At 68.6% G+C, this 23,664-nt stretch carries 21 protein-coding genes; 10 read left to right on the top strand and 11 right to left on the bottom strand.

Annotated elements, in window-relative coordinates; all coding sequences use genetic code 11:
* Positions 1 to 41: 41 nt before the first annotated feature.
* Positions 42 to 563 (bottom strand): hypothetical protein, encoded by a 522-nt coding sequence (locus tag ACFV15_RS11600; RefSeq protein WP_378350142.1) that lies wholly within the window; start codon positions 561 to 563, stop codon positions 42 to 44.
* 551 nt (positions 564 to 1,114) lie between these two features.
* On the opposite strand from ACFV15_RS11600, the gene ACFV15_RS11595 reads away from it, so the two are divergent.
* Positions 1,115 to 1,759 (top strand): hypothetical protein, encoded by a 645-nt coding sequence (locus ACFV15_RS11595; RefSeq protein WP_378350141.1) that lies wholly within the window; start codon positions 1,115 to 1,117, stop codon positions 1,757 to 1,759.
* Between the two features lie 1,021 nt (positions 1,760 to 2,780).
* Here ACFV15_RS11595 and ACFV15_RS11590 read toward each other — a convergent pair.
* Together ACFV15_RS11590 and ACFV15_RS11585 are read right to left on the bottom strand one after the other, a co-directional pair.
* The gene (locus tag ACFV15_RS11590; RefSeq protein ID WP_378350140.1) at positions 2,781 to 3,344 is read right to left on the bottom strand and encodes an LppA family lipoprotein; all 564 of its coding nucleotides are present in this window, start codon (positions 3,342 to 3,344) and stop codon (positions 2,781 to 2,783) included.
* A 219-nt stretch (positions 3,345 to 3,563) separates the two neighbouring features.
* On the bottom strand, positions 3,564 to 4,397 hold the full coding sequence (locus ACFV15_RS11585; protein WP_378350139.1) for a hypothetical protein: 834 nt from the start codon (positions 4,395 to 4,397) through the stop codon (positions 3,564 to 3,566).
* Between the two features lie 447 nt (positions 4,398 to 4,844).
* On the opposite strand from ACFV15_RS11585, the gene ACFV15_RS11580 reads away from it, so the two are divergent.
* Entirely contained in the window at positions 4,845 to 5,507 is a 663-nt protein-coding gene (locus ACFV15_RS11580; protein ID WP_378350138.1) for a DUF6518 family protein, read from the top strand.
* Positions 5,508 to 5,612: 105 nt separating this feature from the next.
* Here the strand turns inward: ACFV15_RS11580 and ACFV15_RS11575 are convergent, their stop codons facing one another.
* The 8 genes from ACFV15_RS11575 to ACFV15_RS11540 all read right to left on the bottom strand — a co-directional run bounded on the left by ACFV15_RS11575 (position 5,613) and on the right by ACFV15_RS11540 (position 17,308).
* The gene (locus ACFV15_RS11575; RefSeq protein WP_378350137.1) at positions 5,613 to 6,587 is read right to left on the bottom strand and encodes a C40 family peptidase; all 975 of its coding nucleotides are present in this window, start codon (positions 6,585 to 6,587) and stop codon (positions 5,613 to 5,615) included.
* A gap of 24 nt (positions 6,588 to 6,611) precedes the next feature.
* A complete protein-coding gene (locus tag ACFV15_RS11570) occupies positions 6,612 to 7,700 on the bottom strand; it encodes a replication-relaxation family protein (RefSeq protein WP_378350136.1) in 1,089 nt (362 codons plus the stop codon).
* A gap of 57 nt (positions 7,701 to 7,757) precedes the next feature.
* Entirely contained in the window at positions 7,758 to 10,328 is a 2,571-nt protein-coding gene (locus ACFV15_RS11565; protein WP_378350135.1) for a helicase HerA domain-containing protein, read from the bottom strand.
* Between the two features lie 46 nt (positions 10,329 to 10,374).
* On the bottom strand, positions 10,375 to 12,330 hold the full coding sequence (locus tag ACFV15_RS11560; protein ID WP_378350134.1) for a VirB4 family type IV secretion system protein: 1,956 nt from the start codon (positions 12,328 to 12,330) through the stop codon (positions 10,375 to 10,377).
* A gap of 5 nt (positions 12,331 to 12,335) precedes the next feature.
* Positions 12,336 to 13,499, bottom strand: coding sequence for a PrgI family protein (locus ACFV15_RS11555; protein ID WP_378350133.1), 1,164 nt, complete (start codon positions 13,497 to 13,499; stop codon positions 12,336 to 12,338).
* Positions 13,500 to 13,512: 13 nt separating this feature from the next.
* On the bottom strand, positions 13,513 to 15,750 hold the full coding sequence (locus ACFV15_RS11550) for a hypothetical protein (RefSeq protein ID WP_378350132.1): 2,238 nt from the start codon (positions 15,748 to 15,750) through the stop codon (positions 13,513 to 13,515).
* A 5-nt stretch (positions 15,751 to 15,755) separates the two neighbouring features.
* The gene (locus ACFV15_RS11545; protein ID WP_378350131.1) at positions 15,756 to 16,115 is read right to left on the bottom strand and encodes a pilin; all 360 of its coding nucleotides are present in this window, start codon (positions 16,113 to 16,115) and stop codon (positions 15,756 to 15,758) included.
* Positions 16,116 to 16,267: 152 nt separating this feature from the next.
* A complete protein-coding gene (locus tag ACFV15_RS11540) occupies positions 16,268 to 17,308 on the bottom strand; it encodes a sigma-70 family RNA polymerase sigma factor (protein ID WP_378350130.1) in 1,041 nt (346 codons plus the stop codon).
* On the opposite strand from ACFV15_RS11540, the gene ACFV15_RS11535 reads away from it, so the two are divergent.
* The 8 genes from ACFV15_RS11535 (at position 17,307) to ACFV15_RS11500 (ending at position 23,604) form a co-directional block, all read left to right on the top strand.
* A complete protein-coding gene (locus tag ACFV15_RS11535; RefSeq protein WP_378350129.1) occupies positions 17,307 to 17,537 on the top strand; it encodes a hypothetical protein in 231 nt (76 codons plus the stop codon). The genes ACFV15_RS11540 and ACFV15_RS11535 overlap by 2 nt on opposite strands.
* Before the next feature lie 621 nt (positions 17,538 to 18,158).
* Positions 18,159 to 18,947, top strand: coding sequence for a hypothetical protein (locus ACFV15_RS11530; RefSeq protein WP_378350128.1), 789 nt, complete (start codon positions 18,159 to 18,161; stop codon positions 18,945 to 18,947).
* A 62-nt stretch (positions 18,948 to 19,009) separates the two neighbouring features.
* Positions 19,010 to 20,185 (top strand): TRM11 family SAM-dependent methyltransferase, encoded by a 1,176-nt coding sequence (locus tag ACFV15_RS11525; protein WP_378350127.1) that lies wholly within the window; start codon positions 19,010 to 19,012, stop codon positions 20,183 to 20,185.
* Positions 20,182 to 20,334 carry a hypothetical protein gene (locus ACFV15_RS11520; protein ID WP_378350126.1) on the top strand — a complete coding sequence of 51 codons (153 nt, stop codon included), beginning with the start codon at positions 20,182 to 20,184 and terminating at the stop codon, positions 20,332 to 20,334. The genes ACFV15_RS11525 and ACFV15_RS11520 overlap by 4 nt, the downstream gene beginning before the upstream one ends.
* A gap of 142 nt (positions 20,335 to 20,476) precedes the next feature.
* Positions 20,477 to 21,136, top strand: coding sequence for a recombinase family protein (locus ACFV15_RS11515; RefSeq protein ID WP_378350125.1), 660 nt, complete (start codon positions 20,477 to 20,479; stop codon positions 21,134 to 21,136).
* Positions 21,137 to 21,154: 18 nt separating this feature from the next.
* Positions 21,155 to 21,622, top strand: coding sequence for a hypothetical protein (locus ACFV15_RS11510; RefSeq protein ID WP_378350124.1), 468 nt, complete (start codon positions 21,155 to 21,157; stop codon positions 21,620 to 21,622).
* 77 nt (positions 21,623 to 21,699) lie between these two features.
* Positions 21,700 to 23,211, top strand: coding sequence for a tyrosine-type recombinase/integrase (locus ACFV15_RS11505; protein WP_378350123.1), 1,512 nt, complete (start codon positions 21,700 to 21,702; stop codon positions 23,209 to 23,211).
* Positions 23,212 to 23,298: 87 nt separating this feature from the next.
* The gene (locus ACFV15_RS11500; RefSeq protein WP_378350122.1) at positions 23,299 to 23,604 is read left to right on the top strand and encodes a helix-turn-helix domain-containing protein; all 306 of its coding nucleotides are present in this window, start codon (positions 23,299 to 23,301) and stop codon (positions 23,602 to 23,604) included.
* Positions 23,605 to 23,664: the final 60 nt, after the last annotated feature.

Raw genomic sequence — 23,664 nt, 5'->3', positions numbered from 1 at the left:
CGTTAGGCCCCACTCACGTTCGATCGGATTCTCGGGTGCGGTCAGCTGTTCTTGATCGCAAGCCTGATGGCGTCGACGAGGTTGGGCACGCCGAAGACGAGCAGGGCAGCGGCCAGGAGCAGCCACCACGTGCCCCAGCCGAAGTACCCTACGAGCAGGCCGGGCACGGTGAAGAACAGCCCTGTCCAGGCGGCCGCGCTCGCTTCGGTTGCAGGGCGGGGCATTGCCTTGATGGCTTCCTCGGCGGCCAACTGCTGGCGTCGCCTTTCGAGGGTGTCCTCGCCGTCGAGCAGTTGGGTGGTTTGGTCGGTGATGCGTGTCTGCAAACGGCGATAGGCGTCGGAGTTCTTGTTCAGGGAAGCCAGAAGGATCGTGTCCTGGTCGATCTTTTCGCGCAGCGTCTTCAGGTTCGGAACGTACGGCTCGGCGTTTATGGCTTTCCTCCACGGGGCAGCGGGAATGAACCAGCCAAGTTTGAACGCGCGTGCTGCTTGCGATGTTCCCGGCACCGCGCGATTGGCGGCTTGCTGCTGACCTTCGGGGCCTCCGTCGGATCCGGCCATTCGGCGCGTTGCACCCGTGTCCGCGCCTACACGGGATCGATACTGCTGGGATGAGCGAATCGCGTCAGCAGCAGTGCCCGGGAACCCTAGGAGGCTAAGGTCGCCATCGGACCGGGCCCACGTCCGCTGGATGCAGCACCCGTCACGGCGGCGAAGCGGGAGCGGATCGCGGAGATCGAGCTGAACCGGATGGTGTTCGACGACGACCCGGGCCGACACGTATGTGTCCTGGAGCGCCGAGTGGGGCGTGCGCGACGACAGCTCCGGCACCGAGGACAGTGGCGAAGAACCGCCGAGCTTGTCAGGGCGGTTCTGGAGGATGTGTGGCTGACGGCCGACCGCTACACCGTCCGGCTGGAGAGATAGCCGCCTTGGGTGTGCAGCTGGACGCTTCGTCACCGCCTCCATGTCAAGCGATAATCCAAAAAAGACGACCGTCTCGTGTGGGATGATCTAGACGCACCATGTTGCTGGGCCTGAGATCAAGTTCGGAACCTGCTGGTATCGGACCGACGAGGGTCCGTGATAACCACAGCGTTGGGAGCGGAAACGTGGCTGAACGGATGGGACTGACAGATCAGGCGGTACCGTCACTAGCATTCGAGGTCTATGACCTGAAGGCTCTTGAGGGGCAGCAATGGTTGGAGTCGGTTGACAACTCGCCGGTCTCTCCGGTCTGGTTAGGGCATCGAGGGCACGATGGGCGCGAGGCAGCTCTCATCGGGACCCTGCCGCGCGTGGCCTCGGCTGATGCCAGCGGTGCTCCGGGTCGGGATGCGCTGAGCAGGTCAATCGGCAAGCTGATGAACGTTGTCGAACCAGGCAGCCCGCCAGAACTACGTTCCGCTCTGGGGCACAGGGTCCGTGCCCATCTTGAGTCGCAGGCTAGTCAGATTGAGGTCTGGCCTCGTGTGTCATGGACAGTGGCCGGCGTCGGAGTATCCGCGGCATTGCTGCGGTTCGCCGGCGCATGGCTCGCGATCACGAACGACCTGCCCGAGTCCTACATCGCGGTGATCGGCGTTGGGATCAGCCCCGAAGACCACGAAATCGTAGTGACACGAGGCGAAGCGTACGGAATTGACTTCACCGGACCGATCAGCATCGGACAGATGAACCGGCTGCCCGTCGGACAGATGCCCCAGCCGAACCTGTCCCAGCCGCACCCGGACTTGCTCCCGCTTCTTGGGCGATGATTGCTGCCACGGGGTGCAATTTGCAGTCGCGTCGCGGTGACGTGCGAAGTCATTCATATATGTGGATCACCTGATTGGCCGTAGCGCGGGCGCCGCTTCTCCTGACAAAGTCGGTGCCTCGATGATCACTGACACAGTTCCTGGGGAGGAAACCGTGCGGTCAAGATTTCGTCGATTTCTGAGTGTGGCAGTCGTGCTTACTGGAATGCTCTCCGTTTTACCAGTATCCGCGCAGGCTGCCGGTGCTGGCAAGTACTGCATTATTACGGTTGCCCGGCTGACCCTTGGTAGTCCCGAGGCGACGACGGTCGACAATTCATGTGGTCCCACTCGTGAAATCGCGCAAGCAAAAAGGTCTACCCTGCGCGCCAGCATTGTACTCGCGCACGTCTACGAGAACACCGCGCAGGGTGCTGGCTGGAGAGCTGATCTCGTTGCCGATTCTGAATGCGATAGTGCGGGGTGGGGGTTTTCCGACCTTAGGGGAGCCAACAAATCCGTGCGCGGAATCTCGTCCCTGAGGACGTATGCTCAGTGTAACGGCGGTACGATTTACCGAGAAACGGGATATCGGGAGACCTGTGGACGTTTTGCCTTTCAGTGGGACACGAACATTCCTTGGGAGTGCAATGACCATGTCTATTCTCTGAGGTTGTATAAGTCTTACTAGGATTCGTTCGCCGCTGGTGGAAGGTCTTCTCGTTCGGATGAGACCGGGCGGGAAGGCCTTCCACGCTGGAGTGCGGATCGGCCAGGTCCGCATGCGGCCGGACAGCGTGAGCATTCCGAGTTCAGCGGCGAACTCGGCGAGGGCGGGGTCGACAGTCTGTTCGTCGGTGAACTGCTCTTCGCCGACGGCGATGATGACTCGGGTTAGGTTTGGTGTCGACTCTTGTCCCGCGCGTCGTTCGGGCAGCCCGCATCCGATCCCTACGCCCGCGTCTCGGTTGCCGATCCCGCCGTACGGCACTGCCCCTGCGCGGCCGCCGTGGAGCTGAACACGACTGTCCAAGACCGACTTCTATCGCGGGCCACGCTGCTTCGCCTGAGTGGTGAGGTGACAACCGGTACGGATCAGCAGCGTGGTGTTGGCCGCGGTGCCGAAGTTGAGTTCGGCCTTGTACTGGTCTTGAAAGTCGATCTCGTGATCGTTGGGCCGGTTGACGACGACTTGGCCGCCGTCGAAGCCGTAGCCACGTGCGGCGTCTCGCACGATCGAGACCGCTTGCTCCCATTGGGCATCTGGCAGGTTGCCCTCGGCCATCCAGTTCGGCAGCCCCCGCACTTCGCCGTCAGCGTCGAGTCCGGGGTAGTCCGATCCGCAGGCGGCGCCCGCGAGTTGGGTGGTCTGCTGCCATTTCAACGCGGGGAACGCTGCTGACAACGCATCTCGGATCTTCGTTGAGATCTCGCTGTACCGTGCGGTGGCTTGATCGATGTCGGGCCGTTGGACGAGTTCGGCGAACTGCTGCTGCTTGTGCTGGTTGCGGTCCATTGGTGACTCCTTGGGAGCACCGCCACAGGCTGTCGCGGTCAGCAGGATGCAGCCAAGTGCGGCGAGGGTGAATGTGTGCTTCTGTTTCATCGTGCGGAGGCTGTCCTTGGTCATCGTGGCGGGAGCGGTGGCGGCTGCGGAACACGACCAGGCGGAGCCGGAATCGGCTGGCCGGGGAGTGGGCGGCGCACAGCGCACCCTATTCGGCTACGGCATTGGTCGTGATCACGGCCTGCTCACCCCGTCCTGCCACGTGCGCAGACCCGGCGACACGCGATAAACGCATCACCGGGCCGGTATTACAAGGGGCTACTTGGTGTCGGCGGTCTGCTTTTTGTACCGGAACCTTTTCGGCGCCTCGCAAGTCTTGATCGCGTAACCATCCTCGACCAACTTGTCCAGCGCGTTGCTGATCGCGCCGCCGGACCGTTCGAGGTCCTTACCGATCTTGGTCGGGCCGAAGCTGTCATCAGGGTGCTCGGCCAGGTAGTCCTCCACCAAGCCGCGCAGCCCGCCCTTGGGCAGCCGCTGCTTCTTCTCCGACACTGCCGCAGCGGCGGACTCGGCGTCGGCCGCCGAATCAGCGGGCTGCTGCTCGTCGCTAATGGCAGGCGCGGCCTGTGTGTCGGCAACATCCTCGACGGTGGGGTCCGCATCGCCGGTATCGGTGGCCGTGTTGGGCTCCTCAGCCGCTGCGCTCGGCGCCTCGGACGGTTTCTCCTCAACAATCCCGGTGTCTGCGTCGGGCGCGCTGTCGGCGGGCGCATCGTCGTCTCCGATTGTAGCCAACGCGCCCGAAGCCGTATCCGTTACAGCGGGCTGGTTCACGGTGTCGTCGCCGCCCGACGCGGGGATGGTCCAGGTGTCCGGCGACCGCTGGCCTTCGCCCGGGGTTCGGGTGACGGTGCCTTCGTCGTCCCAGCGGGCCAGGAGTTTCGCGGCGGTGGAACGACCGACCCCGGCCGTCAACGCGACTGTGGCGGTCGTCGCGCCTGGGTTGTCTTGTAGGGCGGTCCAAACTTTGTCGTCGGCGGTCCGCTTGCCGTTAGGCGGGCCGTCGTTGTCAGCGACCACGTGCAGACCTCGATCGGCAGTGGGTGCGGTCCTGGTGGTGGTTCGGGACTTCTTGGTGTTGCGGGACATGACGAATCTCCATACGTAGCAGGGGATTGAATTTTCTGCCCCGGTAGGGGCGCCCACCCGCCGGTGCGCATCCGGTGGTTCGGGCTACACGACTATGGACGCTTCGTAGCCGCCTCCATGTCAAGCGATAATCCAAAAAAGACGACCGTCTTGTGTGTGCGTTCAATTGACATGGAACGGGAATTCGTTACACCACCCGGGTCTACTTTGTGCCCGTGGCGCGCATGTCCGTTGACAACCACCACCGTTCGGACGCCTGCCGCGCTGCCAGCAGCGTCGGCGATACCTGGGACACGGGAGCGTACTTCTGGGCTACCTGGGAAACGCACGGTTAATTCATTCGCTGTGGCAAGCAGACGTACAACCACGGAACCGGAGTCTGGTTCCAGACGGTGAAGGTGCCAAAGTCGGCCACTGGGAGTGTTGGCACCAGTGCTAAGTTGAGGCATGATCAATTCGCTTGATAGTGCTCTCCAGGGGCGTCGAAATCGACGCCCCTGGGGAGTCATCGCGACGTTGGTGCTAATCGGACTGCCGGTTGGCGCGTTGTCCAAAATTGTGGACTATGCGTCACCGGCAGTCGCAGAGGCGGGCAATGGGTTCGGCCCTTATCTCCTCATTCTGCTTCCATTTCTCCTCAACCGCGACACGCATGGGTTTTGGTTGCGCGTCTTCGCGACGCAGGCCTTTGCTGTCGCGATCTGCGCGGGCTACTACGCGGCCGCATACCTTGGCGACGGCAGCTTCACCATGTTTTTCATCGTCGTGTGGCTGGCCGTCGGCATCGTAGGTTCTCCCATGCTCGCCGCATTGACCCGCTCCGTGGTGGAGTCAGACCAGCGGAAGGCGAGTTTGAGCTGTGGTGCACTCTGCGGAGTGTTCGTCGCCGAATTGGTGCTGCTGCTTGTCAACAAGCTTCCCGGTCGCGTTGATGAGACTATTGTGCTGATCCCGATCAACAATGCCGCGATTGTCTACCTGATATACGCAACCTGTCGTTCCAAGAAGGCGCATTGGTTGTCGATATTCCTCGGGGCCGCGCCGGTTCCTGTTCTGTTCTGGATGGGAATACACGTCCTGCGATTCACCGTCGCCTTCTTGCGACCTTAAGGCTGCTTGCTGTCGTATCGGTGGTAGTCGAGCTTGACGGCAACCAAGAGCCGGGTGCCATGACGAGATCCGCGACAGCACCGTCAGGATTCGAGGCGCTGCAACCTAGTGGGATGGGCGGGTGGCTCCGAGGTAGTCGTCGCCCTTGTCGTTGCGGTACGGTGCGATCTTGACCGGTTGTCCCCAGGTTGAAGCGTGGACCATCTGCCCATTGCCGATGAACAGGCCAACGTGATGAATTTTGCTTGGTGCGCCGTAGAAGACGAGATCGCCGGGCAACAGTGGTTGTCCAGCAGGGACGCGTGGGCCTGCGGCATACTGGGTTTGCGCGGTGCGGGGTAAGGAGATTCCGGCGGCGTCATAGGCGGCTTTGGTGAGGCCGGAGCAGTCGAACCCGCCGTCCTGTACTCCGTTTCCTCCCCACAGGTAGGGCACGCCCCGTTGCCCGCACGCATAGTTGATCGCGGTCATCGCGGCAGGCGTGGGTGCTTGGATATTGTTGCAGTCCCCCGTTCCCGCACCTGCGGTGGTGGCGCACGATACGCCGGTGAGCGCGCCGACGATCTGCCGTGCACCGCGCTCGTGATTGGCATATCGGCCGGGGAATCCGGAACGCTGCACGGCTTGCGCGGCCTCGGAAACGCCCAGCTGCTGCCAGTTCGGCAGTGCGAGCAGGTGTTGATAGAACTGGGTGGCGGCGTAGGTGGGAGTCAGGATCTGTTGCGGGGTGCCCCAGCCCTGGGACGGCCGCTGCTGGAAGAGACCGAGGCTGTCGCGGTCGCCGTAGGGGAGGTTGCGCAGCCCGGATTCCTGCATCGCGGCGGCGACGGCGATCACCCACCCGTACTCAGACACCTGCATCTGCTTGCCGACCGCGACGATGGTGGCAGCGTTGCCCATCTGCTCAGGCCCGTACCCGGCCGCGCTGGTGGCCGAGGCCCCGACCGGCGCGCACACGCCCTGGCCGGAACCGGAACTGGAGAACACCGAGGCGACGCCGCCGACCGCGAGCACGATGATCACGACGGGCAGGAGGAACACGACCGCCGCGGCGGCGGCGAGCTTGGCGAGGACGGACACGGGAGCGCACCTCCACGAGGTGGGTTAGGGATCGGTTCGGCGGATCCGGTTGGGGCTGGCGGGTGGCGGGATCGGCGTCGGTGGCGGGAGTCGACGCACGGCCGTCGCGCCCTCGTCCGCGGCCGGGCCTTCGCTCTCGTCGTAGGTGCTCGCGGTGGGTGGCGCGAGGCCCGGCCAGGCGTCGGGCAGGCCGGCGAGGTCGAACCGCCCAGGCGTGCGGCGCGAGGTGCTGGTCAGGGGCAGCCAGACGGTTTCGGCTGGGCTCGGATGTGGTGCGCGGGGGTCGAGCAGGTCGGCGGCGGCTGTGGCGACCGGGACGGTGTCCGTGTGGTCGAGTCCGGCGTGGATCTGGGCGAGCGCGCCGCGGGCCCCAGCCTCACGGCGTGTGGTGGGCAACCAGAACAGCACCGCGGTGGCGATGCCGGTGGCCTCGGCGAGCCGTTCGTAGGCGATCAGCTTGCGGGAGAGCTTGGTCAGGGATTCGGTGCCGGTGTCGAACTCGAGAAAGAACTCGAACTCGGTGTCGGTGGTGTGCCAGCGTCCGTAGGCGTCGGGGATGACCAGGTCACCGAAGTGCCGCGCGCAGCGGGCTTCGGACCACCACGCCGTCACAGCCTCGGAGTGCCCGTGGGTGGAATCCGCTGGCCGGTATCGGGTTCGGGCGATGAGTGAGGTGAAGAAGTCGCCGATGCCGACGGTGTGGGCCAGGCGTTGGTTGTGCGCGATGCTCATGGCCCGGTCGTGCCGGTAGCCGAGGTCTTTGACCTCGAGCCCGTACTCGGCGGCGAGCACTCCGGCGCCGGCGGGCCCGAGTACGTAGTGCATCGGTGCGCGCCCGATTTGCTGGAACGGCTGGAAGCGGGACACCGCCCGCCATAGGTAGAGATCGCGCAGGCGTTGTCGGGCCGAGCGGCCGGAAGGGAATGCGGCGTCCTGCAGCTGCTGGCTGGTGAGTACCCGGTGTTCATGGAGCAGGGCGAGGATCCATCGGTCGCGGGCGGTGAGGCGGGTGGCGAGGGCGGCTTGGTGGTCGACCGAGTTCGCCGCCCGCGCGGTTGTCCGGCTAGGAAGGTGCTGGTGCAGTGCGTGCTGCTGGGTTGTGGTGGTGATCAACGCGGACCTCTTTCACAGGCTGTGGACAAGTGCTGTGGATAAACGGAAGCGCGGGATTCAGGGGCGGGCGCGGCGCGGGTCGGTCTTGCGCGTCCGAGGCTCGGGCCGGCGCCGTGCGACGGGTGTCGCGGCGTCGGTGGGGTCGTTGGCCCGGGGTGGCACGGGAGCGACGCGCTCGCTGGCTGCACGGGGTGCGGCTGCGGTGCGCCGTGCGCGGATCGCAGCCCGGATTTCCCGCGCCCGCCCGGGAACCGGATCACGCAGTGGCGTGGTCGCCATCGTGAACGGCTCGGTTTCCGCTCCGTTGACGACCAGCCGGGCCGCGACGTCGTAGACGCCAAGGTGGGCGAGGTCGTGCTCGGACAGCCGCGGAGCGGTGTGCCGGGACAGCTCCCGCGCGTCCTCCGGTGAGGCGTTGAAGAACACTTTCGACCGCGCGTTGGTGGAGATGCCTTCCTTCAGTTCTTTCGGGAGCTGCCCGAGGTGCTGGTGCGCGAGAGTCATCGCGACCCGGAAACCCCGGGCCTCGGCCAGCATGTCCTCCAGCGGGTAGGGGAGGTTGAGGAAGTTGTGGCACTCATCCACCACCATCGACGCGTCCGGCCGCAGCCGTTGCGGGACGCGGGCGCGGGCGGTGGTGGCCTGCCAGGTGCGGGCGACGACGAGGGACCCGACCAGGCGGGTGGTTTCCTCACCGAGCGAGCCTTTAGGGATCCGCACCAGACAGATCCCGCCCTCGTCGAGAACCTGCGCCATGTCCACTGTGGAGCGTCCGCCCGCGATGGCTTCCTTCACGAAGGGCCGCAGCAGGAACGCCCGCAGCTTGTTCATCAACGGGGAGATGACCTGGGAGCGGGCCGAGTCGGTCAGCTCGTCGTACCACTGCCAGAACCCGGTCAGCACGGGGTCGGTCAGACCGGCGGTGACGCGCGCCCGGAACGCCTCGCTCGCAAGCAACTTGGGCAGATCGGCCAGCGTCGGGACGCCTTCCTGCGCGCGCAGGGTGAGGCAGGCCGAGCGCATGAGGTCGTCGGTGCGTGGTCCCCAGAAGGCGGAGTAGACGCGGCGGAACACGGAGACGAGGTTGTCGACCTCACGGTCGGTTTCCCCGCCCTCCAAGGGGTTGAGGCAGGGTGGGCGGTGCAGGGAGTCGGCGTCGAACAGCACCACCCGGTCCGCTGCGGTGCGGGGGAGTCGGTTGAGGATGTCGGTGACCAGGTCGCCTTTTGGGTCGATCAGCACGACCCCGCGGCCATGGTCGGCGTCGTCGAGAATCATGTTGCCCAGCAGCGTTGACTTTCCCGAGCCGGTGGCGCCGAGTACGTGCAGGTGGTGGCGGGCGTCGGGCACGCGCAGGCCGATGTCGCGGGCGTGGCCGGTGTTGGTCACCCCGAGGGGTTTGACGTCCGGTCCGGGGGTGGCGATCCCGGGTGGTGGGGCGACGGCTTTGGCTCCGGCGCGCTCGACGCCGGGGATCTCGGCGTCGAGGGGGAGGTGCGCGATCGCCGCGAGCTCGGGCACCGACAGCAGGTCGCCGCGGCCGAGCCTGCGGGTGGCCAGCTCGCGGGCGGGGTGACGCAGGCGGCGCCGGTGGTAGCGGTTGTGCTCGTCGAACGGCGCGAACGCTGAGGCCAGGGCGTGCGCTCGTCCGCGGGCGACGTCGCGTGCTTGGCGCATCTCGCCGTCGGCCGCGTCGGCGGGCAGGTGAGTGGTGACCGCGTAGCGCACTACGGTCTCGTATTGCGGGCCGCGTTGTTTGGCGACGATGGCCTTGTTCTGCGCGGAGTACTCCAGCGAGGTCTGCGGATCTTGGCTGATGCGGCCGGCGCCGGGGGTGTGTGCGCTGCGGGTGGCGTTCCCGCCTGGGGTGATCAGGTCGAGTATCCGTCCGGGCAGGTGTGTCGAGGTCCCGGTGTGTACCCGGCGGGCGGCGCGGCGGGCCTGCGCGACTCGGCGTCCGGCGACTGGGCGGGCCAGCACCTGCACGCAGGCGTGCTCGTCTCGGCTGAGGCCGACTGGGGCGCCGAGCAGGCTGCGGATGGGGTCGGAGTCGAAGGCGGTGCGGATGGGCAGCGCCTCGGGGCGCTGCAGCCGTAGCTGCCCGCCGACGGTGATCTGTCGTCGCCCCGCCGCAGGGGTGGGAAGGGGTGGCGTGGCTGCGGCGGTGCGGGTGTGTGAGCCGGGCCAGGCCGCTTCCACTGCCCGCTCGACCAGCCGGGGCGGGATGACGCCGGGGACCCAGAGCCCGATGGTGACGCCGTGCTCGCCGAACACGTACTCCAGCGCGACGTGCGGCTGACCGGTGAAGAATCGTTTCCAGGCGGGGCGCAGCAGGCCGACGAGGTTCGACCAGATCGCGGCGCCGCCGGCCGGGTCGACCGTGGGTGGGGCGAGCACGGTGATGCGCCGCGCGTCCCGGTGCAGCGTGCTCTGGCAGCGGGCTCGCCACCACCGCCGCCCGGTCACCGCGCCCGCGATCGCCAGCGCGAGCAGCGGGGCGACGATCGGGCTCCACGCGAGTGCCCAGTCGCGCAGCGCGGCGAGCAGATGTTGGAGGGAGGTGCCGGGGTCGCGCAGGTAGTTCCCGACCCAGCCTTGCCGGGCAACCGAAGTTATGGGTAGTGGCATGACGAGATACACCTTCCGAAATGACGAGAAAGGAGGGGTTGGTTGGTCAGGCTGAGTCGAGGTCGACCGAGCCCGTGTCGTCGAATTCGTCGCCACGCTGAGCGGTCGTGGAATCCGCTGGGCCGAGATCGACGTACGCCTCGCTGAGGCTGGAATCGGTGCGGGCAGGGTCTTTCTCGGCGAATGCCGCCAGTTCCGCCGGGTCTGTCGTGACCAGAAAATTCTCGGTGCGCGAAGCCAGGGTTTGAAACGCCACCCACTCGGTTCCCGACCCCAAGAGCCCGCAGCCGCGTTCGGCGGAGAGCAGGAATTGCCGTTGCCCGGCGGCGAGGTCGAAGGTGTCGGCGATCTCGTCGATCGCCTGCGGCGACTGCCGCAGCAGCACCACGGTGGCCGCGTTCGAGACGACGGCTTTGCCGAGGTCGCTGGCGAGCAGGTCGGGGGTGTCCTGGGTGGCGACGGTGAGCCCGCCCCAGTGCTTGCGCATGGCTTTGGCCATCCGGAACAGATACTTCGCGCCTTCGGGCTGCTGCATCAACAGCCACGCCTCGTCCACCACGACCAGCCGCGGGCGTCGGTGCGCTGGGTTGGACACGCGGCGCCAGATGGCGTCGAGGGTGAGCAGCGTGCCGATCGCCTTCAGTTCGTCGGGCAGGTCTCGCAGCGAGAACACGACGAGGTGCCCGTCGGGTGTGGTGGTGGTCGGCCCGTCGAACAGGTCTTTGAACGCCCCGTCGACATAAGGGTGCAGCCGGGCGGCTAGATCGGCGGCCACGCTATCCCCGTTGTTCCCGCTCGTGGTGAGGATGTCGCGCAGGTCCCGCAGCAGCGGGGCGGGGCGGGTCCAGGTGCGTGGGTCGCCGGTGATGCCCGCCCGGTTGTAGGTGTCGAGGATGGCGGTGTCGAGCACCGCCCGTTCCGCCCCGGTGATCTCGGCGCCGAACAGGACGGCGAGCACGGTGTGCAGGAACAGTGCCCGTCGGTTGACCGCGTCGGCCGGTGCGGTCCGGCGTCCGCTCGCGCTGGTCTGGATGGGCAGGTCGAACGGGTTCAATCGCACGCCGCCCGCGCCGAGGTGCACGTAGGTGCCGCCGACGACCGACGCCAGCCGGGCGTACTCGTCTTCGGGGTCGATCACGAACGCCTGCACCCCGTCTGAGGCCCATCCGCCGTCGTCGACGTGGTCCGACGGTGGCCGCATTCGCCGGTACAAACTGCGCAGTGTTTCGAGCTTGACCAGATAGGACTTGCCCGCGCCGCTACGGCCGAGCACAACGGAGTTGTAGTTGTCGCAGGCGAACCGATCCCAATGCACCAGCCCCGCGGAGCCGACGTTGTAGCCGTAGAGCACGCCGGACGGGGCGGTGGACGTCGGGTCGGTCGGTGGGAGATCCGGTGAGGTGAACGGATACGCGGCCGACACGGCGGCGGTGTCGAATGTCCTTTTTAGACCGAGGGAGTCCAGGCCGAGGGGCAGGGTGGTGACCCAGCCCTGCAAAGCACGGTAGGTGGCGGGTTTCGCGTCCAGCAGCAGTGACGCGCACAACGAGCGAAGCGCGGAGACTTCCTCGGTGAGGGTGTCTTCGTCGGGGGCGTGGATGGTCAGGTAGAGCCCGAATTTGAACAGCCGTCCCTCGCCGCGGGCGATGCGCCGGGACAACTCGGCGGCGTCCTCGGCTGCCGCGTCGAGGTCGGGGTCGTCGAGCCGGTCGGTGCGGGCGTTGTGCCGCCGGGACGACTCCAAGCGGGCGCGTTGCTTGCGTAACCCGCTGGCCGCCGTCGCCGGATCGACGGGCTGGATGTGCACGGAGACGTCGAGGCGTGCCGGGTAGGTCAGCAGCGGGGCGAGCCAGCCGGGGTAGACCTCCTGCGGGTAGCCGGTGACCCCGAAGCTGGCGACCCATTCGTTGCCGACCTCCAGGTGCCGGGCGCCGACTGAGAGCGAGTCGGGGGTGAACGCCCCGGCCGACGCGCAGGCGCGCGGGGTGTGTGTGCGGATCATCGTGGTCACCTGCCTTCGTCGGCGAGTTCGTCGTCGTAGTCCCAGTCGTCGTCCTCGGACAGCCACGGACCCGACCCCGCCGAGCGGGAACGGTTGGCCGGGGCGGCCAACCGGGTGCTCGGTGCCGGCGCGGTGGTGTCGTCGGGGCCGTAGAGGTCGGTGAAGGTGGTGGTGCTGGTGACGACCTCGTCTGCCCCGGCCAGCCCGGCGGAGGGTGGGAGGTAGGTGTCGGGGTTGCAGGCCGCGGCGAGCACACCGGTGGCGGCTGCGGCGTCCAGGGCGGTGACGACGATTCCGGCAGGGGACAGCAGGTCGACCGCTTCGTGCAGGCGTCGCACCAGCCGTTGCTCGGCGGCCTGCCGCGCCGCGTCATCGACCGCGGCCACGTCCGCGCGGCGTCGCCACGGCGGCCGGGGACCGGCGCTGGTGCCGGGCCCGGTACGCAGCGGCTCCCGCAGCACGAGCAGCACTTGGCGGCGGAGCAGGTCGGCTTGGCTGGTGAGGTCGGAGAGGTAGTCGGCGTGGTCGCGGGCCGCGGCCTCGAGCGCGGGGTGGGGAAGCCCGCCGGCCCGGTCGCGCAGCTCGGCGATCTGGGGTGCGAGGTCGAGCCGTTCGGCGCGCACCAGGATCTGCACCGGCGCGGTCAGCGAGTGCAGGTAGCGGGCGAAGGAGGCGACGAGTGCTTCCTGCTCGCCCGGGGTCCGCAGGCTGAAGTTCACCGTGGAGCACACGGCGATGACCGCGAGCCCGTCGCCGCCGAGATCCACCACCCCGGTCTCGCTCACGCCGGTGGCGGGCAGCTCCAACGGGACCGGGGCCACACCCTCGTCACGGGCGCTGTATTCGGTGAGCCAGTCCGGGGCGGCGCGGACACCTTCGGGCGCGGCGACCCGACGGCGAGGGGCCACACGCTGACGGATCGCGGCGACGAGGAGCCGGTCGAGGCTCATGCCGTCGCGCCGCCCGAGCGCGAGCACCGTGACGCTGATACCGACCGGCACGGCCAGGATCAGGAACACCGCCAGCGGCACGACGCTGTGGGTGAGGGTGTAGAGGGCGTAGAGCAGAAGTCCGGCGACGCCGAGGATCGCGAGCTGCCGCGCGGTGAGCGGGCCGAGGACACGGTCCGGGCGGTCGACATCGGCGGGAATACGAACAGGGTTCGACATGACGATGGGTCCTTTACTGCTTGCGTGAGCGGCGCGGCAGATCGAGCGGGAGCCGGAGCTGGGTCCCTGCGGCCGGGCGTCGAGGCTGGAGTTGCGCGGGCGGTGGGGCGGGCTTGCGTTGGCGCTGCACGCCGAGCGGCAACGGGTACTGCCCTGAGGCCAACGGCCGGTTGCCGGTGTAGGCGTCGCGGGGCGGACGCCGGTGCGCGCGGGCAGCCGGATTGACTCGCCCGGAGGGAGTGATCAGGCCCGGCCCGGTCTGCGGTGCCACATGGGTGCGGGAGGCGAGGTGGTCGGCCAGCGAGTGCCGCGCCCGATGCGCAGGCGTGGGGCGCAGGTGGATCGGCAGCATCCCCGCGCTCGGCGCGATCAGCGCGCGCGGCAGGCGCGCGGGGGGACGCGCGTTGCGGTTGACCCGCCCGTCACTGGTCAGCAGACCCGACTGCCGCACCGGGGCCGGAGCCGCGCGCCCGGCGGCGAGATCGTCGGCCAGGCTCCGCCGCCCGGTGCGCTCGGCGTCCCGGCGCACCGTGATCGGCAAGCCCAGCTGGTCGCGCGGCAGCGCGTTCGGCACCGAGTCCGGTGGCAGCGCCCGCGGGTTCGGGCCGACCGTATTCCCGTCGCTGGTGAACAGCGACAGCTGGCCCGGCCCCGGCTGAGGATCCGTCCCCGTGCGGGCTGGGTCGTCCCAGCCGCGCCGCGTGGTCCGTGCCGGGTTGCGGGTACGACGGACCTTCATCGGCAGCATGTACTGGCCCGCGCGCGTCGCCGGAGGATCCGCCGGTATACCGCCGCCGGGAGGTCGCCCGCGGCGACGGCCACCGGAGGCACTGCCGAGCCCACCGAGCAGGCCCATGGTCTTGTAGGCGATCACCCCGCGCACCAGCGACCCGAGCAGCGACCGGCGACCCGAGCGCAGCGGGGCCAGGCACCAGAACGGGATCTTGATCAGGACGAACATCAGCGCCAGGCACAGCAGTAGGTTCGTCAGCCCGGACAGGTTCGGCCCGAACATCGTGAACCCACCGGGGGTGAAGAACACTCGCAACGCCGTGACCAACGCCAGCGACTGCCCGATCTGGATGGCGAGGACGCCGCCGTACGCTTTCCACCACGCCTGCGCGATTCCCTCGGTGTGTGGCAGGGCGTGCCACATCAAGGCGATCGGGGCTGCCGCGATCAGCAGGATCGTCAGCATCACCCGCACGATGAACGTGATCAGCAGGACGATGATCATGATCGCGAGCGCGAGCCCGATGAATATCAGCCACAGTCCACCGTCATGCAGCGCCGACAGCACCATCTCGGTCAGCGCCACGAAGGCGGTGTTGGGTTCGAGGCCCTCGCCCATGACGGCTCGCGCGAGACCGTTGGCCAGCTCGATGCCCTTGGTCGCTACGAACAGCGACAACGTTCCGGCGAGGAAGCCCACGACGAGGCGGGGCGCGATCTCCTTGACGGTGTAGCGGGTCTGCAGGGTCTCGTAGCCCATGAGGATCAACCCGGCGACGAGCACGAGGATCACGTAGACCGCGAGCAGGATGTGCCAGGACTCGGTCCACAACCCGTTCAGACTCGGGATCGAGCTCGGCTCCGGCGTGGTCAGCAGCGTTTTGCCGAGCAGGTCCAGAAGCGGGTTGAGCGCGTCCTCGACGACCCCGCGGAAGAAGCTGGTGATCGCGTTGGTGACACAGCCATCGAGATGGAAGACGCCGCACTCGGCAGCGCCGTGGCCCGGCTGGCCAGGCGCCGGGGCGGTGCCCGGCGCGGTCGGGGACGGTGGCGCGGGTTGCGGGATGCAGTTCGGACCCGCACACGGCGGGGGCACGGTCGCCGTGGTCGGCGGGGTGCCTCCGAGCCCGCCGCACTCCGGGGCGATCGACCCGGGGAAGCACGCCCCAGGCGGCGCCGGGGTGGGCAGGGCGGTGATCGGCGGCAGCGGCGTCGCCGGAACCGTCGGGCGCGGCGTGCCCGTGGGCAGCATGCACGCCGGGTCGCCCGTGCCCGGCACGCACCCGGGGTTCGGCGGCAGCGGCAACGGCGGAGGCTGCTGTGGCGCACGACCTGCCCCAGCCGCCTCGGTACCGGGCGTAGCCGAGGCGGCGACGACCAGCCCGAGCACGCCGACCAGCACCGTCACCAGCACGGCCACGAGCCGGGACCGAATCCGGGAGCCGGGTGCTGTGTCGGGCGGCGCAGCCAGGACGCGGGCGGACGCTCCGCTCGTGCGGCGCGACAGACGTGTGGACATCGGGTTCACACCCCGCCCACGATGCCTTTGAGGATCTCGACCACGATCGGCGCGAGCGCCGCGAGGCCGAAGCCGATGCCGGCGGCCTTGAACGCACCCTTGGCCTTCTCGATCTCGCCAGGGTCACCAGCGGCCATCAGATAGCGCAGCCCGCCGACGGTCAGGAACACGACCGCGACCCCAGCCAAGATCCCCATGATCCACTTACGGATGTTGCTGAGAACCTCATCGACCGTGCCGGCCAAGGCGACAATGTGAACCGTCTCCGCGGACGCGGCCGAGCCGGTCAACAGCAGCCCCGCGACCACCAGCCACAGCGCCGGCAGCAGCCGCGAGTGGCGCGCTGTGCCCGCCCGGGGCGACACGGGCGAGGCATGGAGAGAGGTCCGAGCACTCGGGCGCGCGGCGCCGCTGCAGGTGACGTGCCGCGTAGCGGGGCAGGCGTGGGCGAGGGCGTTGCGGTGCTGTCGGCCCGGGTGTGCGGGCAGCCAGAGCAGGGTGCGGGTGCGGCGGTGAGTCAGTCGCATGAGCGGACCTCCCGAGCGGAGTTCGGCCGCGAGGCAGGCCGGGATGTGCGGTGATGGCGGACGCGTGCGGGCAGTCGGGTCCCGCGTCCTCTAACTCCGGATTTCGCGGCATCTGAGGACACCGGGCGGCGAAGTTTTTCCGCGAGAACCGGCGCCGTGCGAGTGACGCTGCGTAGCCGGACGCGGTGAGTCGAGCTCCGGTGAACCGCGGGGTGCGCGGGCATCTGGGCAGGCTCCGGCGGTGGCGCGTCGGCAACGCGGGCTTGCTCGGCCAGATACGTGGCAAGGCGCGCCTCGGCGCGCTGGCGAACCTTCTTGGTCGCCTCGTAGTTCTGCTCGCGCGCCTGCGCGGCCTCGGTCAGAGAGAGTTCGCCGAAGCGGGTGGAGCCGATCAATGCGGCTTCGTCTGCGGTGATGGCCGCGTCGTTGACAGCGGCGACGAGAACGAAGTCGGGATGCCCGCGCGGGCGATGCGGCTCTGCCGACCAGTACCCGATTCTGCGGCTGGGGGATGGGCTGTCGAGCGCCTCGCGCAGGGCGGTGTGGCCAGCGCGGTAGGCGGCCCAGCGCAGCCGCACCAGGATCGCGGGACGGGTCAGATCGACTGTGCAAACTTCGCTAAGGAAGCCGTCGAGAACCGCGGAGTGGATGTCGTGAACCTCGCCGCGGAAGCGGCGGGTCAGGCGCGCCGCGATCGGCAATAGCACCGGCAACGCCAGCCCGACACAGGCCACCGTCCAGGCGCCGGCTTCACGGCGGGAGCGGGTGATCAGCTCCGCCCAGACCGTGTCGCGGGTGTCCTGGGTGCAGTCCTTGGCGAGCATGAGCCGCCCGAGTTCGTCCAGCGGCAGTTCGACCGGTGGCAGCCCAGGGATGTCGCGGCCGTCGAGGGCGACCGGGTGCGGCCCGGTCACCAGCCAGTCGAACGTGGTGCGCGCGGCGTCGAATACGCCCGGGTCCCCGCGATACGCGGGCGTGCGGCGAATGGAGACACCGGCGTCGGGGTTGTTTTCCGGCAAGGACAAATCCATGGTGGCTCTCCTGATGGTGCGGGAATCGCAAGCACCACAAGGAAGCCATCCGCAGCGCCTCAAAAGCGCCACCAAACCGTTTCACGGGCGCACCAAAAGCATTTCAAGAGCGCCCCAAAAGCGCCTCATCGCCGAGCATGTGAATTTCAATGACCACGGCAAAATGACGTCGGCAGGCTGTCGGCGCCTCCGTTGGTTGATCTTTGAAATGCACTCTGATCTGCATTGAACGCCCTCGTCGGCCCCTGCTGGGAGGGTGGCACCCCACGTGCCCTGTGTCGCGTTGGGGGTTTGAGGCGCCTCTGCGGGCTGCGGCTTCGAAGAAATTTGTTCTGGACTCCGGAGTGGGTCGCGTGGCTTCCTGGAGGCATGACCTCGAATGCGCGAACTGCTCTCGCGCTTCTCTTCTTGAAACCCTCGACAGCTTGACTGTCAGGAATGTGGTCCGCGGTGACTTTTTAATTTTTCGCCGACGTGCCGTCCCCGGGAGGCCGTTTTTCCGGAGTTAGTCAGCGACAGCACGACCACCGGCCAGCACCGCGCCGGCCGCCCTTTCCTCAGGAGGCTTCTCATGACCCACCGCTCGCAGCCCCCGGCCGACCGCCCACGGGCCCGACGCGAACCCACTCGAGCACCGCGCACCCGCCGCAGCGCGGACCGGGCGCCCTACCCCGGCGCTGCCACACCCACCTGGAGCACCGGTTCGCCAACCCGCTCGCGGCGCACTGCGACCACCACCCGGACCCGGGCGACTACCGCGGCCGCACCGACCCCTGCCTCGGTCTGGTCCTGCGGCCCCGACCCGATCGACCCGTACGCCAAGTGGCCGGTGCCGATCGTGGAAACCGTCGTGGCAGGCTTCGCAGACACCGATGCCCGGGTGCTCCTGCTCCCATGGCCCACCCCGGCCGAGGACCACGCGAACCCGGCCGACGCAATCGGGCCGACGCAGCCGCCAGCCGCCGGCGAACTCGCGACCGCGCGCGAGGCTGTCCGGGCACTCGGGCGCGACTGCGAGATCGTCCACCTCCCCGCCGACGGCGCCGGTCCGGCGGAGTCGTCGCGGCCGTTCTGGGCCGACTTCGTCACCGACCGACCGCACCCGGCGCCCGGGGCGTCGCCGCAGTCGACGCTCGCTGCGGCACGCCCGGTCGAAGCAGTCGACACCGCTGTCGGCGACGCTGCCGGAACCGCCGACCTGATCATCACCGCGCTGCCCGCGCACCAGACTCGCGACGGCTCACTGGACCGGGTGGCGCTCGCCGCGGCACGGCTGCTGACCGTCGGCGGCATCCTCGCCGTGTACACGCACAGTGACTGGTACGACGGCAGGTTGGTCGACCCGACGGGTGCGATGGTCGCGGCCGGGCAGAACGCCGACCTGCTCTACCTCCAGCACATCGTCATCCTTCACGCCCCCATCCGAGACGGTCACCTCGACCCAGCCACGACACCCGCCGCGGCCGACGACTACGCCCGCGCCCGGCACCGCGCCGAGGTCCGCGGACTGCCCGCCCCACACGCCATCGCACATGGGGATCTGCTGATCTTCAGCCAGCCGCACGACCACCATGACCTGCCGTCCGTGCCGCCAGAACAGGCCCAAGACGGACCTGCTCACGCGACAGAGATCCGATGACTCGCCGCCTCGCGCCCGCCGCGGCGCATACCCCTTCCACCGTTTCGAAAGACAGGTGCACCATGCCGCACGCCCCGGCCGATCCCGGCCCCACCACCGTTACTACTCCCGGCTCGGCGGTCTCCTCCGCTGAAGCCGACGAGCCGACCGTGCGCATCCCGCGCGAGGTCATCAACGCCCTCGACACCGACACCTCCGGCGCGGACACTGCTCACTCGGAACACACCGCCTCGCCCGATCCCGTCGACCCATCGGCTGTGCGAACCAGCCTGGCCGACGAGTTGCCGCTCTCGGTGTGGGCAACAGCGCAGACCTCTCCGGCAGCGCAACGCAAAGGCCGGTTCGTCGCCGAGTCGACCGCGCACCCGGCCAAGATGCTGCCGGCCGTGGCGGCGCACGCCGTCCGGCACTACACCCGCCCCGGCGACATCGTGCTCGACCCGATGTGCGGAATCGGCACCACACTGGTGGAGGCGATCGACGCCGGACGCCGCGCGGTCGGTATCGAGTACGAGCCCCATTGGGTGACGGTGGCGCGCGCGAACCTCGAGCTCGCTCGCGACCGCGGCTACGACCACGACGGTGAGGTCGTCGCCGGCGACGCGCGCCAGTTGACGACGCTGCTCCCGCCGCAGTATCGGGGCCAGGTGGCGTTGGTCGTGACCTCCCCGCCGTACGGGCCGTCCCTGCACGGTCAGGTCAGCACGGCCGGCGACCCGTCCGGGGACGGGAAAGTGCACAAGTACCACCACCGCTACGGCAACACCCTCGACCGCGGCAACCTCGCCAACATCGGCCACCACCGGCTGCTGTCCGGGTTCACCCGCATCCTCGCCGCCTGCGCCCAGGTACTGCGCCCCGGCGGGCACGTGGCGATCACGGTGCGGCCGTGGCGGGAGCACTCCGAGCTGATCGACCTGCCGTCACAGATCCTCGCCTGCGGTATCCACGCCGGGCTCGTCCCGGTGGAGCGCTCGGTCGCGTTACTGGCCCGCGTTGCCGAGCACGAGCTGGTCGCGCGCGGCAGCTTCTTTCAGCGAGACTTCATCCGCAAACAACGCGACGCCGGGCTGCCGCTGCACCTGATCGCGCACGAGGATGTGATCGTTCTCAGGCGTTCGCTTGCGCCCGCACCGCCAGCTCGTCGACTCGCGCCGCCACCCGGCCTGCCACGTATTCCCCGCGATCGCCGAGACGGCAATGACGAGGAGCCTACTGCGCGGGGGTGGGCAGCGTGAGCACCCGCGTGCACTGCCGCGACTGCGGCTGGGACCGCCACTACCGCCGCCCGGCCGCCGCCCGCCGCGCCGTCACCCGCCACCGCTGCCCGCCTTCGACCGACCTGTCCGGCGAGCGCGCGCAGAGCACAGATCGCCGCTCCCCGTAGCCGAACAGCCTCCGGTACCCGGTGGCGCCTCGCATGCCTGGCCACGCCTTCCGGCGTGGAACCTACCGCGTTTCGGTGGCGCTCCACGACGCCCGAGCGCCGCCGTCCGCCTCGAAGACTTGTTGGAGAGAAGGCACAAACAATGCCCATCCCACGCACCGCTCGACCTCTCCGCCCGGCACCCCGGCCTTGGTGGCACCGCGTTCGCGACTGGCTGGCCGCCCGCCGCCACGCCACCGACCCGGAACCGGCGTCGCACCACACCACCGCCGTCGAGGGTGGCGAGCATCCCGTCACGCGGCGCGCGCACGAGGCCACCGCCGCCCTGATCCGCCAGGGCTGGAACCTGCACCAGCCCCCGTACGGCTACCTGACCATGACGGTGTCCGGCTCCCGCTCGGCCAGCGGCCGGCCCCGCACCCGCCTGACTCCGGACCCACGCCGCGCCCCGGTCGTTCAGAACATCTTCTACTGGCGCGCGGTCACCGGCCTCGATATCGAGCAGATCACCGTGCGGCTGAACAACAACCCCGACTGCTACCCGCCACCCGGCAGCAGCTGGCAGCCCGACACCGTGGCAGGCGTCCTCACGAATCTCAAATACACCGGGTACCAAACCTTCAACACCCATGACGAGGACGGCCGTTTTCGGCCCGCCGACGAGTGGGTGCTCTCCGCGCAGCCTGCCCACCGCGCCCTGGTCACCACCGCACTCTTTTGGGCCGCGCAGAACCCCACCACCGACACCCGGCGCGCGCTGCGGCACCGCCTACTCGCGCAACCGCGCCACCTCGCCAGCTAACCCCGGGGAGCAACGCCGATGGACACCACCACCACGCGCTCGGTGCCGCACAGCTCGGCCCGCCTGGGGCAGGCCAGGCCGCCAGCTGGGCCGCAGGCGGCCCGACGTGACCGTCCTGCCCCCAGCACACCGTCCACCGGCCCGATGGGGCGCAGCGGGCGACGGCGAGAACCCACCAACCACCGCCCCGCCGCCACCAGCGCCGGGCCGGAGGTGCCCGCGATCACCGACCTCGACCAGCTCGCCGCCCCGGCACGCGCGGATAGTTCACCGCCGCCGTGGTCGTGCGCGAGTCTGCTCGCGTTGGGCGTCACAACGGACTTGCTGACCGCCGCGCGCATCCTGTGCGTCGGTCGGACAAAGGCCTATCAGCTCGCGAAGTCCGGTGACTTCCCGGTTCCGGCTACGCGCATCGGCCGCCGTTACGTCGTCGCCGTCGCCCACATCGCCGAACTTCTTGGGCTGGAAGAAAAACACTCGTCCTAACGGCTTGCCCTCCGGGTGCACGCAAGCGTCCATATCCGCTGCCACCACCAACGGATTGGGTGAAAGGAATATCCGCAATGCCCCCACGCACCTCCCCTCGGCTCAAAGGCCGCACCTACAAGCGCTGCGCCTGTGCTGACCCCGACACCGGCAAAATCATCGGCGTCACCTGCCCGAAACTGAAACGCCGCAGCGGCGCCTGGAGTTCGGAACACGGCAACTGGTGTTACCAAGCCGAACTCCCGCGCCGCGCCGACGGCAAACGCCGGATCCTGCGGCGCGGAGGCTTCGCCGGGCAGACCGAAGCGCAGGCCGAACTGGACTACGTCGCCGATCTGGTCGAGCTCGGCGCGCATCGCGGCCCGGCCGAGCGGATCCTGATCGGCGATCTCATCGACGGCGCCTTGCGCGCCAAGGAGCCCCTCCCCACCCCCGAGGAGGTCACCAAGCGCCTCGACGTCGGCACCGACCCCGACGCTATCCCCACCGTCGAGCAGTGGCTGGAAACCTGGCTTGCTGGGAGGAAGAAACTCCGGGGCGGCACCAAACGCTCCTACGGCAGCCATCTCCGACTGTGGCTGATCCCGCACCTCGGGCACTACCGGCTCGACGAACTCACCATCGACCACATCTCCGGCATGTTCGACGCGATGGCCGAACGCAACGACCGCATCGAAGAAGGCCGCACCAGCGACGACCCACAAGTCCGCGCCAGCGTCTACGGCATGCGCACCATGGGCGCGGCCACCATGCAGCGCTACCGCGCCACCCTGCGCGCCGCGCTCAACGCCGCCATCCGCCTCAAACGCGGCCGGAAAGCGGTCCCGCTGATCACCTTCAACCCCGCCTCCTACGTCGAACTGCCCTCCGGCAAACGCCCCAAGGCGCTGCTGTGGACGCCCCAGCGGGTTCGTCGTTGGGAGGAGACGGGGAAGAAGCCATCCCGGGTGATGGTGTGGATGCCTGAACAGGTCGGGGAGTTCCTCGACCACGCCTATGGCCACCCCTACTACCCGCTGTATCACCTCATCGCCTACCGCGGTCTTCGCCGCGGCGAAGCCTGCGGCCTGCCCTGGTCGGAAACCAACCTGGACACCCAGGACATCACCATCTCCTCCGCGCTGGTCCAGCTCGGCTGGAAGGTCGAGTTCGGCGAGCCCAAGTCCGAAGCCTCCGGCCGGATCGTGGCCCTCGACAACGCCACCACCGAGACGTTGACCGAGCACAAGGAGCACCAAGACCGGCAACGGCTCGCTGCAGGCGACGCCTGGCAGGAATCGGGACTGGTGGTCACTAACCCCGACGGCACACCCGTACACCCGGCCAAGGTCACCGACGTCTTCCAGGAACTCGCTGACGCCGCCGGACTCCCACCCATCCGGCTACACGACCTCCGCCATGCCGCCGCCACCATCGCGCTGGCCGCCGGAGCCAGCCTCAAGGAGGTGCAGGCGCTGCTCGGGCACTCCAGCATCACCATCACCGCAGACACCTACGCCCACATCCTGCCCGAACTCGCCCGCGGCACCGCCGAGGCCTCCGCCGCACTCGTCCCCCGCAAAACCCGCCAGCAACCGCCCGCGGCCTAACAGAACGCCGGCCATGCCACGAGGAGCCGGAGGTCATGGACCAATGACGTACGGGAAACAGCGACCCGATGGCAGCCTGGTGCAGAGGTGCGGTTGCTGCGGTTTGCGTCCGGCAAACAGCAGCGCGAGTTGGCCGCGGCTATCGAGTGCGATCCCAGCCAGGTCAGCAAGGTCGAGTGCGGCGAACGCCTGCTCGAAACTCTGGAAGTCCAGGCGTTACTGGATTTTCTCGATGCCACACCGGCGAAACGTGACGAGTTGCTGGCGGCGAGCCCGGCCGGCGTGGCGATCGTTGTCGCGGTTCCCGGCGCGGCGGCGATGAACTCGTGCAGGCCGACTTGGCCAGCGGCCTGCAGACGTTGGCGTAGAGGCGGCGATCAGTTACATGGGTAGAGGCGCAGAAACCATGCTTGAGGCAAAGGTTTGCCACCGCGACACGGTGGGCTTGCAGCC

The sequence above is a fragment of the Amycolatopsis sp. NPDC059657 genome (assembly GCF_042734395.1).
Lineage (GTDB): Bacteria > Actinomycetota > Actinomycetes > Mycobacteriales > Pseudonocardiaceae > Amycolatopsis.
This window is presented reverse-complemented; position numbering and strand designations above follow the sequence as displayed.